Below are 14229 nucleotides of genomic sequence, written 5' to 3'. Positions count from 1 at the left end.
GTGGATCAGGTCGCCTGCACGACCAGCCAGAGCGCGGTCGCGGCGAGCACCAGCGCGGCCGGCGTGGTGAGCAGTCCGAGCCGGGTGAACTCGCCGAGGTCCGCGCGGTCGTCGTGGTGGTGCAGCACGCGCCGCCACAGCAGGGTGGCGAGCGACCCGACGTAGGTCAGGTTGGGTCCGAGGTTCACGCCGAGCAGCACGGCGAGCACCGTCGGCGTGCTGGTGGCCAGCGGCAGGAGCACCAGCACGGCGGGCAGGTTGTTGATCAGGTTGGCCAGCACCGCGGCCACCGCCGCCGCGCCGAGCAGCGCGACCCAGCCGTCGCCGTCGGGCAGCACGTCCGCGAGCGCGGTCGCGAGTCCGTTGTCCACCACGGCTTTCACCACCACGCCGAGCGCGAGCACGAACGCCAGGAACGGCACCGCGGCGGCGTGCGCGAGACCGCGCGCCGTGGTGTGCCCGCGGCGCAGCGACCGGACCGCGAGTACGACGGCGCCCGCGACGGCCACCCAGACCGGCTCGACGCCGACCGCCGAGGCGAGGGCGAACCCGGCCAGCGTCGCGCCGAGGACCACGAGCACGAACACCGGCACGTCGGGCGCGGGCGCGTCGACCGGTTCGGACGGGCGGCGCAGGTCGTGCCGGAAGAACCACCGGAACACCGCGTACTCGACCGCGACGGCCACCGCCCAGGGCGCCGCCATGAGTCCGGTGAAGTGCAGGAACGTCAGGCCGGTCGCGGTGAACGCGAGCAGGTTCGTCAGGTTGGACACGGGCAGCAGCAGGGACGCCGAGTTGGCCAGGTGCGCGCATGCGTAGGCGTGCGGCTTGGCCGGCACCCCGACCCGCGCGGCGGTGGCGAACACGACCGGCGTCAGCAGCACGACCGTGGCGTCCAGGCTGAGCACCACCGTGACGACGGAGGCGACCGCGAACACCGCGCCCAGCAGCCGCCGGCCGTCACCGCGCGCCACCCGGGCCATCGCGGCGCCGGCCGCCTGGAACAACCCCTCGTCCGCGCACAGCTTCGCGAGCACCAGCACGGCGGCCAGGAACCCGACCACTCCCCCGAGCCTGCCGACCTCGGCCAGTGCCACGGACGGCGACACCGCGCCCACGAGCACGACGATGACGGCGGCGGGCACGGCGGCCACCGCCTCGGGCAGCCCCCGGGGTCGCACCACCGCGAACACCAGGACGACCACCAGCAGCGCGACGGCGAGGGCTTCGATCACGGCACCATCGTGGGCGAGCGCCCGCCGGGACGCCGCCGTGGGGTGCGCTACGGCGCGGTCAGGTACTCGAGGGCGTCGTCCACGAGTTCGCGCAGCGGGCGGTCCGGCTGGTCGAGCCACACGTGGGAGGCGGCGCGGACGGCGGCGAGGAACGTCGCGGCGAGCACCCGGGAACGCAACGCGGCGTTGCCGTCGGGTGGCATGCGCAGCGCGAGGGCGGCGGCGAGGTCGCGTTCCACGACGGCGTAGGCGGCGACCTGGTGGGCGGCGAGGCTCGGGTGACCGCGCAGCAGCCGGCGCTGGGCGGCCCACGCCGGGTCCGGGTGGTCGCTGCGGGCCACGAGTTCGCGCGCCGCGCCGAGCAGCGCCGCGCGGGGCGGCTCGTCGACCGGGCGTTCGTGCACGAGCGCGAGGAGGCGGTGCATCCGGGCGCGCTCGCCGTAGAAGATCGCCTCCTCCTTGTTCGCGAAGTAGTTCGAGAACGTGCGGCGGGACACCGACGCGGCGTCCGCGATCAGCTCGACCGTGATCCGGTCGGGGCCGAACTCCAGCGCCAGGCCCAGCGCCGCCTCGTGCAGCGCCTGCCGGGTGGCGGCCTTCTTGCGTTCGCGCAGCCCCAAAGTCTCCATCGGACTCCAGGGTACGCGGCGTCACAGCTGGATTCTCACTGGGCAAACTTGCACACTGTGCAAGTTGGGTCGATACTTGCTTGGGACAACCAACGAGGGGAGGGCTGCGATGGACAACGACGACCTCGCGGACCGACTGCGTGACCTGCTGCGGGTCGTCCGACTGGTGAAGCAGGTCCGATCCGAACAGCACCCGAGCGTGCCGACCGGCCTGGTCGGCACGTTGACGCTCATCGACCGGATGAGCGCCGACGGGTGCCACGCCAAGGAACTGGCCCTGCGGTCCGGGCTCGACCCGTCCACCGTCAGCCGGGCCGTGGGCGCGCTGGTGGCGCACGGGCTGGTCGAGCGGCGGCTGGACCCCGGCGACCGGCGGGCCAGCGTGCTCGTGGTCACCGACGCCGGTCGGGCCGCGCTGGCGGACGCGCGGTCCTGGTACGGCGAGCTGACGCGGCGGGCCCTCGCCTCGTGGTCACCCGACGACGTCCGCGCGCTGACCACCGCGCTCGGCCGCGTCACGTCCGACCTCGAACGGGCCGCGTGCCCGAACCACCACTTCCAGGAGGCCGCGCGATGAGCGCACCCACCCGCACGGGCGCCGCCCCGATGTCACATCGGCAGATCCTCGAGGCGCTCAGCGGCCTGCTGCTCGTGCTCTTCGTCGCGATGCTCAGCAGCACGGTCGTGTCGACCGCCCTGCCGAAGATCATCGGCGCGTTGAACGGGTCCCAGACCCAGTACACCTGGGTGGTCACCGCCACCCTGCTCACCGCGACCGCGACGACCCCGATCTGGGGCAAGCTCGCCGACCTGTTCGACAAGAAGTTGTTGGTGCAGCTGGCGATCGTGGTGTTCCTGATCGGCTCGATCGTGGCCGGGTTCGCGCAGAGCGCCGGTCAGCTGATCGCGGCGCGCGCGTTCCAGGGCATCGGCGTCGGCGGGTTGCAGGCGTTGGTGCAGATCGTGATCGCGGCGATGATCCCGCCGCGCGAACGCGGTCGGTACAACGGTTACCTGGGCGGCGTGATGGCCGTGGCGACCGTGGGCGGCCCGCTGCTGGGCGGTCTGATCGTGGACACGTCGTGGCTCGGCTGGCGCTGGTGCTTCTTCGTCGGCGTGCCGATCGCGGTGCTCGCGCTGTTCGTGTTGCAGGCGACGTTGAAGCTGACCACCGTTCGACGCGAGGTGAAGATCGACTACCTGGGCGCGACGCTGATCTCGGCCGGCGTGAGCCTGCTGCTGATCTGGATCTCGTTCGTGGACGACTCGTTCGCGTGGGTGTCGTGGGAGAGCGCCCTGATGGTGCTGGGTTCCCTGGCCCTGCTGGCGGCGGCGGTGTTCGTGGAGAAGCGGGCGGCCGAGCCGATCGTGCCGCTGGACATCGTGAAGCGGCGCACGACCGCCCTGGCGATCCTGGCGAGCCTCGCGGTGGGCATGGCGATGTTCGGCGGAGCGGTCTTCCTCGGCCAGTACTTCCAGATCGGCCGCGGCTACACGCCGACGCAGGCGGGCCTGCTGACCATCCCGATGATGGCGGGCGTGCTGGCGTCGTCCATCGTGTCCGGCCGGATGATCACCAAGTCCGGCCGCGTCAAGCCGTTCCTGGTGGTCGGCACGGTCGCCCTGGTCGCGGGTTTCGCCGCCCTGGGCACGATCGACCACGATACGTCCCTGGTGTTCGTGGGCGCGGCGATGCTGTTGGTGGGCATCGGCGTCGGCATGAGCATGCAGAACCTGGTGCTGGCGGTGCAGAACACGGTGCCGTTGCGCGACATCGGCGCCGCCTCCTCCACCGTCGCCTTCTTCCGCTCACTGGGCGGCACCATCGGCGTGTCGGTCCTGGGCGCGGTCCTGGCACGTCGCGTGACGTCCCAGATCACCCACGACCTGGCCGCGGCGGGCTACCCGACCACCGGCGGCGGCGGAGCCAGCAACCTCAACATCACCGCCCTGCCGGAGGCCGTACAACACATCGTCCGCGCGGCTTACGGTGACGCCACGGGCCACATCTTCGTGATCTCGGCGGTCATCGCGGTGGTGGGCGTCGTGGCGACGCTGTTCCTGAAGCCCGTCACCCTTCGGACGAGTTTGGACCTGGACGAGAAGCCGGCCGAGAAGGCGGCTGTGGGCTGATCAGATCGCGGTGGCAGAGGTCGTGGCTCTTCGAAGAGTCACGACTTCTTCCGCCTCGCCGGCCGCAACCCGAAGTGGCTGAGCAACTCCGAGTCCCTCAACAACTTCTCCGCTCGCTTCACAAGGTCCAGGTCGGCGGTTCGCGCGCGTGCCAAACCAGGGTGCGTCGACAGGCCGTAGTGGTCGGATGCCAGCAACGCCAGCAGAGCCGGATCCCCGCCGCGCCTATACAGGTAGTCGACAAGCACGTCCAAGGCAGTCGAGTCAATGGCGCGCGCACGGTGTTCCAACACACGCTCCACCAACTCGATGACGCGGTGATCCGAGCTCGCGTACCCGAATGATTCCTTGAGTCGACTGACATCGACCGCAGTCGTGAAGGTGCCGAACGCGAGAAGTGCGACCAACCAGCGCAGTTGGTGCTCCAAGTCCGCCTCCACCCGCGGAAACGTCGGCGCTGACCGGATCTCCAAGCCCATGAGCACAGTAAGCGCGTGGTCCTGGTCACCGGCCAACTCGGCGTCGAGCACCTCGACGTTCGCCGCGCGCCAATCGAACGATCGAAGCTGTAGGACACCCTGCCGGTTCTGCACCGCTGTGAGCATCGCCTGCCTGCTGTCCGCGCTCAGCCCCGCCCGCCACCCAGCCACCATCGCCGGCCACCCCGGCGGCACTTCCCGAGTGGCGATCAACACACGCAGGAGCACGAGGTTCGCCGAGTAGGCGGCCATGTCCCGCAGGTGGTCCACAGGGGTGGGGCGGTACGCCTCGTACCGCGACCCTCCACGACGAGACCGGTACGAGGCGAGAAGCACATCCAGCGTGGAGGTGATCCGGAGGCGTTCCTCGTCCGGGAGTTCGCCGAGCAGATCCCCCAGGAATCGCGGGATCGACTCCCGTACGGCCAGGGCGTCGTGGGACAGCAAAGCGTGCAGCAGATCGTCGTCGGGGTCCTGGAAGCCGCGGCGGCCGATCGTGCTCGCCGCCGTGTCGCGCAGGACCTCGACCACCTCGCGGGCCACCAGGTACTCGCCGAAGGTGGCGTGGAGGAACTCGTAGCTCTGAGAATTCCTCCCGCCGCCGAGCACCGCCTGTGCGGTGTGGACGAAGAAGAACCGGGAAACGACAGCCTGGGCGGCGTCCTCGATCCGCAGGTGCGACGGACCGTCGGCAAGAGCGGCCAGGTCCGAGCCCAACTCGGAGTCCGAGACGTGCTGCCGGCTGCGGTTGAACATGGCCAGCGCCACGATCGAAAGCCGGTGGATCTGGTCCGCCGGATCACCGGTCACGGGTTTCCCCGACTCGCGCAGTGCGAAGCCTTCCAACAGCCGTCGGTACAGGGTGGTGGTCGACGTCGCGGAGTCGATCGGAGGGAAAGAGGGATCCGCCGAGTACAAGGCGAGCAGCAGAAGGAGTAGCGGTTGGCAGACCAGGTCCGGCTGAGCAGCGGTCGCCTCGAGCGAAAGGGCACGGACCCGACCTCCCCCGATACCGTCGTGGTTGGCGTCGTTCCACCTCGTGCGCCACTGCTCGACCTGGTTCTGGTCGAAGACTTCCAGCCGCACGATCGCGACGTCGGTCGGAACGTCCACCCGATCCGCCACCAGTGTTCGCGACGTTACGACCACGACCACCGGCCTGGACAGTTCGGCCGATCTCCGCTGGAAGTCGACCACCTCGGCGAGGTAGGCGGTCCGGTCCTTCTCCGCAGCCTGCAACAACTCGTCCAGCCCGTCGAGCAGGACAACCACTGTGGTGTCGGGCCGTTCCTCGCACAGCGACGCCCAACCGTGCCGGCCGTGCGAATCCCGGCGCACGGCCTGGTCGACCTGCTCCCACACCGGCGCGTTCGCCGAGACCTGGCGCAGCGGCACGAGCACAGCGGTGAACGAGGACGCGGGCAGCCGCGCGGACACGACCCTAGTCAACAGGCTCTTGCCCGCACCGGGGTGACCGAGGACCACCAGCGGCATCCGGGTCGCTTCAGGTGAGGTGAAGTGGGCGGCCAACAGCAGGTCCAGGTCCCTGTGGAGGCTCTGCTCGCACCAGAACTGTTCGTTCGACACCTGGATTCCAGGAGCCATCCGCACGAGCCGGTAGTGGGGCTGTTGGTAGATCTCCCGCACCGACGGGAACCGCACCCCGCCCGGTTCAGCCCGGGTGGCCTCGTCCACCACCAACGACTCGTCCAGAAGGGGGTGCCTCGTCGGTCCCGGCGCGCCGCCTACGAGCATCAGCAACGATTCCAGTCGCAAGAGCGCCGAATCCCGCACCACGAGCGCCGCCCTGATGTCGTCGCGGAGGCGGTCGATCTCCAGCGGTAACCAATCCTCGTCAGCGGCGAAAGCCACCCACACCGCGAACTCCGGCACCTGCGCCGCCACCCTGAGGTACGCCCATCTGTAGTTGTCCGCGACTGTGGTGGACAGGTCGTCCCTCACTGAGGAATCCCCGACGCTACGGCTTCCGAGCACCGCGTCGATAATTTCGGCGCCCCAGTCCTCCACCAGGGAAACGATGGCGCGGAATCCGCAGGCAGCCCAGGGAATCGGGACCTCCGACCGGAACAGGAACTCCGCTGCCGACTGTGCCATCTTGGGTCGCAGTCGCCCCAAAACGGCGGTGTGGCGCGACAGGAAATCGGCGGCGACGCCGATCAACGCGCTCGCTGCCAACACCGTGTGGGTGGCGGTGATCAACTCGACGCGGCGGTGGCCGACCAGGCGCACGTGAGGATCGGAAGCCGTGGTCCACAGGGTGCGGAGCAGGCTGATGACCTCGTTCTTCCGGTCGACCGAATCCCACGGCGCGAGCACTTCGCGAATCGGGGTTCCACCGCTGATTACGCCACCGAGCATCCGGTCCAGGCGTTCCAGCGCCGCCGGGTGGTGGTGGCCGAGCACCTTCAGCGCGCCCGACAACGTCATCGCGTCGATCAGCCCCATGCACAACCCCACCGTCGGCCGCGGTCTGCCAGTTGGGCGCAGATCCTACGACCTAACAGGGGGACGCGTCCCGCTTCGCCGCCGACAGCGTGTCGGCGGCGGCGAAGCGGCACGGGTCAGTCGAGGAGTTTGGCCCACGCCTCCACGGTCGGGGTTTCGGCCAGGTCCACGAAGGCCACGGTGGCGCCGGCTGCTCGCCAAGCTTCCACCAGCGACATCACCCGGACCGAGTCCAGGCCGTGGTCGAGGAGGTTGTCGTCGTCGGCGATCTCCGACTCCGGGATGTCCAGCACCTGCGCGATCCGGGAACGCACCTCGTCCGTGGTCATGTGGCTCCATTCAGCTCTTCGATCAACCGGGAGGTCGTGGTGGTGACGGCGCAGCGGCCGGCGGCGTAGCGGACGGCCATGTGGTGGTCGGCCGCGGAGAAGTCGGCCACCGCGTCGGCGACGAAGAAGGCCTCGATGTCGTGCATGAAGGCGTCCGCGGCGGTCATCAGGCAGCCGATGTGGGCGTAGATGCCGGTGATCACCAACTGGTCGCGGCCCGTGGTGTCCAAAATGGACTTCAGGTCGGTTCGGTGGAACGCGTTGTATCGCCACTTCGTCAGGCGCACGTCGGTGGCGGACGGCGCGAGCGGGGTGACGATCTCGGCGTCGGTCGGGTCGGCGCCGATGCCCGTGCCCCACATGTCGAGTTGGAGGCCGCGTTGGCGTTCGGTCTGGCCGCCCGGTTGCGCGGAGTACACCACCGGGATGCCGATCGACCGGCAGAGGTCGCGCAGGGATCGGATGTTCGCCACGAGTTCGGTGATCGGCGGGCTGTCCGGCCGGAACGCGTTGACGAAGTAGTTCTGCATGTCGTGCACGAGCAGGACCGCGCGGGACGGCGAGGCGGTCCACTCGACCCGGTTCGCGGGCAGGTCCGCCTCGGTCGGCATCGGGTACGGCTCGATGGTCGGCAACCCCATCTCAACGGCCCTTTCTGTACTCGTCGGCCAGAGCGCGGCGCAGGTCGCGCCGGCTCGTCTTGCCGACACCGGTGTGCGGGAACGCGGCGACCACCTCGACCCGGTCCGGGATCTTGTAGGCGGCCAGGCCGCGCGAGCGCAGGAACGCCCGCAGCGCGGGACCCGTCGGCGCCTCGCCCAGCGGGATCACGAACGCGCACGTCCGCTCGCCCAGGTACTCGTCGGGGATCGCGACCACGGCCGCGTCGTGCACGGCGGGGTGGGCCAGCAGGTGGTTCTCGATCTCCTCGGCCGCGACCTTCTCGCCGCCCCGGTTGATCTGGTCCTTCACCCGGCCCTCGACCACCAGGTGCCCGGAGGGCAGGGCGCGCACCAGGTCACCGGTGCGGTAGAAGCCGTCCGCGGTGAACGACTCGGGCGCCGCGCCGCGGTAGTAGCCGCGGATCGTGTACGGGCCGCGGGTCAGCAACTGGCCGATCTCGCCCGCCGGCACCTCCACGTCGTCCTCGTCCACCACGCGGACCTCGTCGTCCGGCGAGATCGGCCGACCCTGCGTGGTCACGACCAGCTCGTCGGGATCGTCGGACCTGGTGTAGTTCACCAGCCCCTCGGCCATCCCGAACACCTGCTGCAACCGGCACCCCAGCTCGCCGCGAACCCGGGCCGCCGCCTCCGCCACGAACTTCGCGCCACCGACCTGGAGAACGTCCAAAGAGGACAGGTCGTGGTCGTGCCGGGCGGGCGAGGCCATCCACTGCAACGCGACGGGCGGTACGACGCCGGTGGTCGTCACCCGCTCGGCCGCGATGAGCGGGAACGCCACGTCGGGGCTGGGCGCGGGTGCCAGCACGATCCGGCCGCCCGCGTGGAGCACGCCCAGGATCCCCGGCGAGGACATCGGGAAGTTGTGCGCGATCGGCAGCGCCACCAGGTAGACGGTGTCCGGCGACAGCTCGCAGATCGCGGCGCTTTCCCGGACGCTGTACAGGTAATCGTCGTGCGTGCGCGGGATCAGCTTCGGCACGCCCGTGCTGCCGCCGGACAGCTGGAGGAACGCCGGCTCGTCGGACCGCAGCTCGGGCAACGAGCCGGAGTCGCACGGCACGTCGGCCAGCGCGGTGTGCTCGCCCGGGTCGTCGCCCAGCACCAGCACGAGCGCCAACGACGGCACGGCCGCGCGCACCTGCGCGGCCAACGAGCGGAAGTCGAACCCGCCGACCTCGGCCGCCACCACGTAGCCGAAGGCGTCGGTGATCCGGCAGAACTCGGAGATCTCGGCGAACCGGTGCGACGGCAGCGCGAACACCGGCAGCGCGCCGGCGCGGAACAGCCCGAACACCACGGAGGTGAACTCGGCGACGTTCGGCAGCTGCACCACGACCCGGTCACCGGGCCGGATCCCCTGCCGCCGCAAGCCGAACGCCATCCTGGTGGCACGGTGGTCCAGCTCGGCGTAGGTCCACCGGCGGTCGCCGTCGACCACCGCGACCCGGGAGCCGAACGCGGCGGCGCGCGCCGCCAGGAAGTCGCCGAACGTCTCGCCGGTCCAGTACCCCTTGGCCCGGTACCGGGCGGCGAACTCGGCGGGGAAGGGTGTCCAGGTCACGCCGTCTCCCGCAATCCCAGCGCACCCAGGAAGGTGCGGAACTTCGCACTGGTTTCGGCCAGCTCGGACTCGGGCGTGGAACCGGGCACCAGACCCGCGCCGGCGAACAGCCGCAGCCTCCGGTCGGCCACCTCGCCGCAGCGCAGCGCCACGACCCACTCGCCGTCGCCGCGGTCGTCGGTCCAGCCCACGACACCGGTGTAGAAACCGCGGTCGAACGGCTCCAGCTCGTCGATCAGGTCGCGGGCGGCCTGCGCCGGCACCCCGCACACGGCGGGCGTCGGGTGCAGCGCCCTGGCCAGCTCCAGCGCCGTCGGCGAACCCCGGAGCACGCCGGTGACCCTGGTCGACAGGTGCCACATCGTCCTGGTGGGCAACAACTCCGGCGTTTCCGGCACGGTCAGCCGGGCGCAGAACGGCGCGAGCCCGTCGGCGACCGCCTGCACCACCAGCGCGTGCTCGCGGCGGTCCTTGGCCGACGACAGCAGCTCGGTGGCGTTGCGGCCGTCCTGCTCGGGGTCCGCGGCACGGGGCCGGGAGCCCGCCAGCGGGTTGGACACCACGGCGTCACCCACCCGGCGCACCAGCAGTTCCGGGCTGGTGCCGACGAGCGTGCTGCCGCCGAGGTCCGCGGCGAAGGTGTAGCCGCGCGGGTCGCGGGCGGCCAACGCGGTCAGCACCTGGCGGACGTCGATCCGGTCGGCGGCGGTGAGGTCGAGGGCACGGGCCAGCACGACCTTGCTCAGCTCGCCCGCGTCCATCAGCTCGACCGCGCGTCGCACGCCGGAGGTGTAGGCGTCCGCGTCGGTCCGCTGGTCGAGCCACCGGTCACCGGACGGCGCCGAGGTCGGCAGGTCGACGGTGTGCAGGGGCGCGCCGCAGCGCAGGACGAGCGGCGAGGTGAGGCGGGCGGGCCGGTCGGGGTGGAACGGCAGCGCGCCGACCACCACGGAGCCGGACGCGGCGTCGGCGGCGGGTGCACCCGCGTCCTCGGCGACGAGCACGCCGGCGGGTGAGGCGAAGAAGAACCCGCCCTCGCGGTAGGTGTCGAGGTCGGACAGGGCGGTGGGGGTGTCGGCGGCGAGCACCGGGTCGCTCCGTTCTGGGAGGGGTCAGGCGCGGAGGGTCGCGCCACCGTCCACGTAGAGGTTCTGCATGGTGATGTGCCGGGCCCGCGCGGAGGCCAGGAAGACCACGGCGTCGGCGATGTCGGACGCGTCCGCGATGCGGCGCAACGGGATTCCGGCCTTGAAGGTCGCGAGGTCGCCCGCGACGACGCGGTCCGGCGCGTCGTCGGAGGTCCACAGCGCGCGTTGCATGTCGGTGTCGGTCGACCCGGGCGAGACGACGTTGCAGCGGATGCCGTGCTCGGCCAGCTCGAGGCCGAGGCACCGGGTGAAGTGCAGCGAGGCGGCCTTCGACGCGGCGTAGGCGGCCATGTCGGTGCGCGGCACGCCGGCCGCGTTGGAACCCACCGTGACGATGGAGCCCCTCTTCCGGGGGACCATCCGTCGGGCGACGGCTCGGGACACCCGGAACACCCCGTCGGTGTTGACGGCGAACGTGGCCCGCCAGTCCTCGTCGGTCGTGTCCAGCGCGCGGGCGGGCCGCAGCACACCCGCCACGTTGACCAGCACGTCGATCGGGCCGAGCGTGTCCTCGACCTCCCCGACCACCCGGACCACCGCGTCCGGGTCGCTCACGTCCAGCACGAGGTCGGTGCCCGCGAGGTCGACACCGGCCACCTTCGCGCCCTCGTCGGCCAGCGCGGCGGCGACGGCGGCCCCGATGCCGCGGCCGGCCCCGGTCACCAGTGCGACCGCTCCCGCGATCCCACGATCGGCCATCTTGTCACTCCCGGTAGGCGCGTGAAACCTGGTTGCCACACTATAGGGTATTTAGGTAAGGCTAACCTATATGAGCACTGGTGGGCCTGCCTACACTCGGCGCTGTCACCCGCGGCCGGACCGCCACTCGCGCGCCAGCAACCAGGCCAGGTAGACACCGCCGACGGCGCCGGTCACCACGCCCACCGGCAACTCGCCCGGCGAGGTCACCCGCTGCGCCACCAGGTCGCTGATCAGCAGCAGCGCGCCGCCGAGCAGCCCGGCGGGCAGCAGTCCCGGGCCCGGCGACCCGGTCAGCCTGCGCGCCACCTGCGGCGCGACGAGCGCGACGAACGCCACGGGTCCCGCGCACGCGGTGGCCACGGCCGTCAGCGCCACGGCGACCACGATCAGCGCCAGCCTGGCCCGCTCCACCCGCACGCCGAGCCCGGTGGCGCCCGCGTCCCCGATGTCCAAAATGGACAGCACGCGGCCGAGCACCACGGCGAGCGGCACCAGCACCGCCACCGCGACGGCCATCAGCACGGCCTCCGGCCAGCGCCGTTCGAAGAGGCTGCCGACGATCCACACGGTGGCCGCGCGCGCGTCGTTGAGGTCCGCACGGGTCACGAGGTAGTTGTTGAACGCGATGAGCATCGAGCTGACCCCGATGCCGACCAGCACCAGCCGGTACCCGTGTGCGCCCCGGTTGAGCGCGAGCAGGTAGACCACGGCCGCGGCGAGCAGGCCGCCGACGAACGCGCCGGCCGCGGTCTGCGTCGTGCCGCCGCCGAACACCAGCAGCACCAGCACCGCGCCGGTCGACGCGCCCTGGCCGAAGCCCACGATGTCGGGGCTGCCCAACGGGTTCCGGGTCAAGGACTGGAACACCGCGCCGGACACGCCCAGCGCCACACCGACCAGGACCGCGGTCAGCGCGCGGGGCAACCGGCGGCGGGTGACGAACAGCTCGGCCATCCGCGACCCGTCGCCGAACACCGCTGTGAGCGCGTCGGACAGCGGCACGGGGTAGTCGCCGAGCATCATCGCCGCGCCCAGCGCGCACGCCGTGACCACCAGCAGGGCCAGGCACACCCACAGGGTCCGGGCGTGCAGCCGGAACGAGACGCGTTCACCGAACAACCGCACCGTCGTCACAGCTGCACCACCCGACGGCCGCGCACCAGCGCGACGAACACCGGCGCGCCCAGGAACGCCGTCACCAGACCGGCTTCGAGCTCGCTCGGCGGCAGGACGACCCGGCCGAGCACGTCCGCGCCCAGCAGCAGGCACGGCGCGAGCAGCGCGGAGTACGGCAGCACCCAGCGCTGGTCCGCGCCGACCAGCCGGCGCGCGATGTGCGGCACGGTCAGGCCGATGAAGGAGAACGGGCCGGCGGCGGCGGTCGCGGCGCCGCACAGCAGCGTGATCGAGACGGCCGCGGTCAACCGGACCTTGCCGAGGTTCGCGCCGAGGGCCTTGCTCGTCTCGTCGCCGAGCGCGATCACGTTCAGCGGCCGGGCGAGCAGCAGCCCGACCACGATGCCGACGACCAGGAACGGCGCCACGCGCGTCAGCACGTCCAGGTCGCGGCCCGCGAGACCGCCGACGATCCAGAACCGGAACTGGTCGAGCGCCTTGTCGTCGGCCAGCTGCACCGCGTAGGTGTAGGCGACCAGGACCGCGCTGATCGCGGTGCCCGCCAACGCCAGCCGCACCGGTCCGCCCGCGCGTCCCGTGGTGCCCAACAGGTACACCACGAACGCCGCTCCGGCCGCGCCGACGAACGCGAACCAGATGTACTCCAGCGGGCTCGACAGCCCGAAGAACGCGATCGCGGACACGACGGCCGCCGCCGCGCCGCTGTTCACCCCGAGCAGACCGGGGTCCGCCAACGGGTTGCGGGTCAACGACTGCATCAGCGCGCCCGCCAGGCCCAGCGCGGCGCCGACCAGGATGCCCAGGATCGTGCGCGGAACCCGTTGTCCCACCACGACGAGCGCGTCGTAGGAGCCGTCGGGGTGCAGCAGCACGTCCACGACGGTGCCCAGTGGCACGGACCGCGCGCCGACCGCGATGCTCAGCAGCGCGAACAGCACCAGCACCGCCGTGCACAGCACCAGGCCGGCGGCCCTGGTCAGCACGTCAGCACCCGCGCGAACTCCGTGAACAGCTCCGCGTAGACGGCGTGGTCGAAGGCGTGCCACCGATCCGTCCACGTGTGTGCGCCCGGCACGTCAACCCCTTCGTCGAACACCAGCACCACATCCGCGTCCGGTTTCTCGTCCAGCGGCCGACGACCGGCCGGCGCGAGCCGGACACCCAACTCCCCCAGCGTGACCAGCCACGGGTACCGCTCCGGCTCGACCACCGCGAGCCGGCCGTGCCGGGCGAACGCGAACCCCACCGACCGCGTCGAGCCGGCCGCGCGCACCCGCTCCTTGGCCTCCTCGTACGCCGCCACCGCGGCCGGGTCCGGCCTGGCCGCGCCCAGTGCCGCGGCCAGCGCGCCGACCTCGGCGAACAGCGCGTCCAGCGACTGACCCGGCGCTTTGAGCGTGAGCCCGACGGCGGGCAACGCCGTGTCGCCCAACGACATCAGGGTCGCGCCGTGCGTCCGGTCCACCACCAGGTCGACGTCGTGCAGCAGCTCCAGTCGCGGCGTCGGATCGTCCACTGTGTCCAGTCGACGCACGCCGCGCGCGGAGAACCCCACGGCGGACAGGCAGTCGTCGGCCGGGTTCTCGCCCAGCGCGGCCGCGATCGGTCGCACGCCGGCGGCCCACAGGGTGGAGGTGGCCAGGAGGTCGACCACCGCCACCCGCTCGGGCCGACGGGGCAGGGTCAGCTCGACCCCGCGCCCGTCGGTGTACCGCCACACGCGC

At 71.6% G+C, this 14229-nt stretch carries 13 protein-coding genes; 2 read left to right on the top strand and 11 right to left on the bottom strand.

Features of this window, described 5'->3' with window-relative positions; all coding sequences use genetic code 11:
* Nucleotides 1–5 precede the first annotated feature (5 nt).
* Together AB0G50_RS09040 and AB0G50_RS09035 are read right to left on the bottom strand one after the other, a co-directional pair.
* Nucleotides 6–1235 carry an SLC13 family permease gene (locus tag AB0G50_RS09040; RefSeq protein ID WP_360104098.1) on the bottom strand — a complete coding sequence of 410 codons (1230 nt, stop codon included), beginning with the start codon at nucleotides 1233–1235 and terminating at the stop codon, nucleotides 6–8.
* Nucleotides 1236–1282: 47 nt separating this feature from the next.
* Complete coding sequence (locus tag AB0G50_RS09035) at nucleotides 1283–1864, bottom strand: TetR family transcriptional regulator (protein ID WP_360104095.1); 582 nt, start codon at nucleotides 1862–1864, stop codon at nucleotides 1283–1285.
* A 109-nt stretch (nucleotides 1865–1973) separates the two neighbouring features.
* Between AB0G50_RS09035 and AB0G50_RS09030 the strand changes: the two genes are divergently transcribed.
* On the top strand, nucleotides 1974–2441 hold the full coding sequence (locus AB0G50_RS09030; RefSeq protein WP_360104093.1) for a MarR family winged helix-turn-helix transcriptional regulator: 468 nt from the start codon (nucleotides 1974–1976) through the stop codon (nucleotides 2439–2441).
* Nucleotides 2438–3997, top strand: coding sequence for an MDR family MFS transporter (locus AB0G50_RS09025; protein ID WP_360104090.1), 1560 nt, complete (start codon nucleotides 2438–2440; stop codon nucleotides 3995–3997). The genes AB0G50_RS09030 and AB0G50_RS09025 overlap by 4 nt, the downstream gene beginning before the upstream one ends.
* A gap of 38 nt (nucleotides 3998–4035) precedes the next feature.
* On the opposite strand, the gene AB0G50_RS09020 is transcribed toward AB0G50_RS09025, so the two are convergent.
* The 9 genes from AB0G50_RS09020 to AB0G50_RS08980 form a co-directional block, all read right to left on the bottom strand.
* Entirely contained in the window at nucleotides 4036–6942 is a 2907-nt protein-coding gene (locus AB0G50_RS09020; protein WP_360104088.1) for a hypothetical protein, read from the bottom strand.
* A 116-nt stretch (nucleotides 6943–7058) separates the two neighbouring features.
* Entirely contained in the window at nucleotides 7059–7271 is a 213-nt protein-coding gene (locus tag AB0G50_RS09015; RefSeq protein ID WP_360104085.1) for a phosphopantetheine-binding protein, read from the bottom strand.
* A complete protein-coding gene (locus AB0G50_RS09010) occupies nucleotides 7268–7912 on the bottom strand; it encodes an isochorismatase family protein (protein ID WP_360104082.1) in 645 nt (214 codons plus the stop codon). Before AB0G50_RS09010 ends, AB0G50_RS09015 begins: the two co-directional genes overlap by 4 nt.
* A gap of 1 nt (nucleotide 7913) precedes the next feature.
* Nucleotides 7914–9518, bottom strand: a complete 1605-nt coding sequence (locus tag AB0G50_RS09005) for an AMP-binding protein (RefSeq protein WP_360104080.1) — start codon at nucleotides 9516–9518, stop codon at nucleotides 7914–7916.
* The gene (locus AB0G50_RS09000; protein WP_360104077.1) at nucleotides 9515–10606 is read right to left on the bottom strand and encodes an isochorismate synthase; all 1092 of its coding nucleotides are present in this window, start codon (nucleotides 10604–10606) and stop codon (nucleotides 9515–9517) included. The genes AB0G50_RS09005 and AB0G50_RS09000 overlap by 4 nt, the downstream gene beginning before the upstream one ends.
* 24 nt (nucleotides 10607–10630) lie before the next feature.
* Nucleotides 10631–11365: a 2,3-dihydro-2,3-dihydroxybenzoate dehydrogenase gene (locus AB0G50_RS08995; protein WP_360104074.1), complete on the bottom strand. Its 735-nt coding sequence runs from the start codon at nucleotides 11363–11365 to the stop codon at nucleotides 10631–10633.
* A 105-nt stretch (nucleotides 11366–11470) separates the two neighbouring features.
* Nucleotides 11471–12502, bottom strand: a complete 1032-nt coding sequence (locus AB0G50_RS08990; protein ID WP_360104072.1) for an iron chelate uptake ABC transporter family permease subunit — start codon at nucleotides 12500–12502, stop codon at nucleotides 11471–11473.
* Nucleotides 12499–13488 carry an iron chelate uptake ABC transporter family permease subunit gene (locus AB0G50_RS08985; protein WP_360104070.1) on the bottom strand — a complete coding sequence of 330 codons (990 nt, stop codon included), beginning with the start codon at nucleotides 13486–13488 and terminating at the stop codon, nucleotides 12499–12501. The genes AB0G50_RS08990 and AB0G50_RS08985 overlap by 4 nt, the downstream gene beginning before the upstream one ends.
* Nucleotides 13482–14225: a hypothetical protein gene (locus AB0G50_RS08980; protein ID WP_360104067.1), complete on the bottom strand. Its 744-nt coding sequence runs from the start codon at nucleotides 14223–14225 to the stop codon at nucleotides 13482–13484. Before AB0G50_RS08980 ends, AB0G50_RS08985 begins: the two co-directional genes overlap by 7 nt.
* Nucleotides 14226–14229 lie beyond the last annotated feature (4 nt).

This window comes from Actinosynnema sp. NPDC020468 (assembly GCF_040642015.1).
Lineage (GTDB): Bacteria > Actinomycetota > Actinomycetes > Mycobacteriales > Pseudonocardiaceae > Actinosynnema.
The sequence above is the reverse complement of the archived record's forward strand: the minus strand, read 5'-3'. Positions and strand labels throughout refer to the sequence as shown.

Bases quoted from the DNA above. Each gene is read 5' to 3' on its own strand.
- AB0G50_RS08995 (WP_360104074.1), bottom strand. From the start codon at position 11,365: ATGGCCGATCGTGGGATCGCGGGAGCGGTCGCACTGGTGACCGGGGCC.
- AB0G50_RS09020 (WP_360104088.1), bottom strand. From the start codon at position 6,942: ATGGGGCTGATCGACGCGATGACGTTGTCGGGCGCGCTGAAGGTGCTC.
- AB0G50_RS09030 (WP_360104093.1), top strand. From the start codon at position 1,974: ATGGACAACGACGACCTCGCGGACCGACTGCGTGACCTGCTGCGGGTC.
- AB0G50_RS09010 (WP_360104082.1), bottom strand. From the start codon at position 7,912: ATGGGGTTGCCGACCATCGAGCCGTACCCGATGCCGACCGAGGCGGAC.
- AB0G50_RS09035 (WP_360104095.1), bottom strand. From the start codon at position 1,864: ATGGAGACTTTGGGGCTGCGCGAACGCAAGAAGGCCGCCACCCGGCAG.
- AB0G50_RS09015 (WP_360104085.1), bottom strand. From the start codon at position 7,271: ATGACCACGGACGAGGTGCGTTCCCGGATCGCGCAGGTGCTGGACATC.
- AB0G50_RS09025 (WP_360104090.1), top strand. From the start codon at position 2,438: ATGAGCGCACCCACCCGCACGGGCGCCGCCCCGATGTCACATCGGCAG.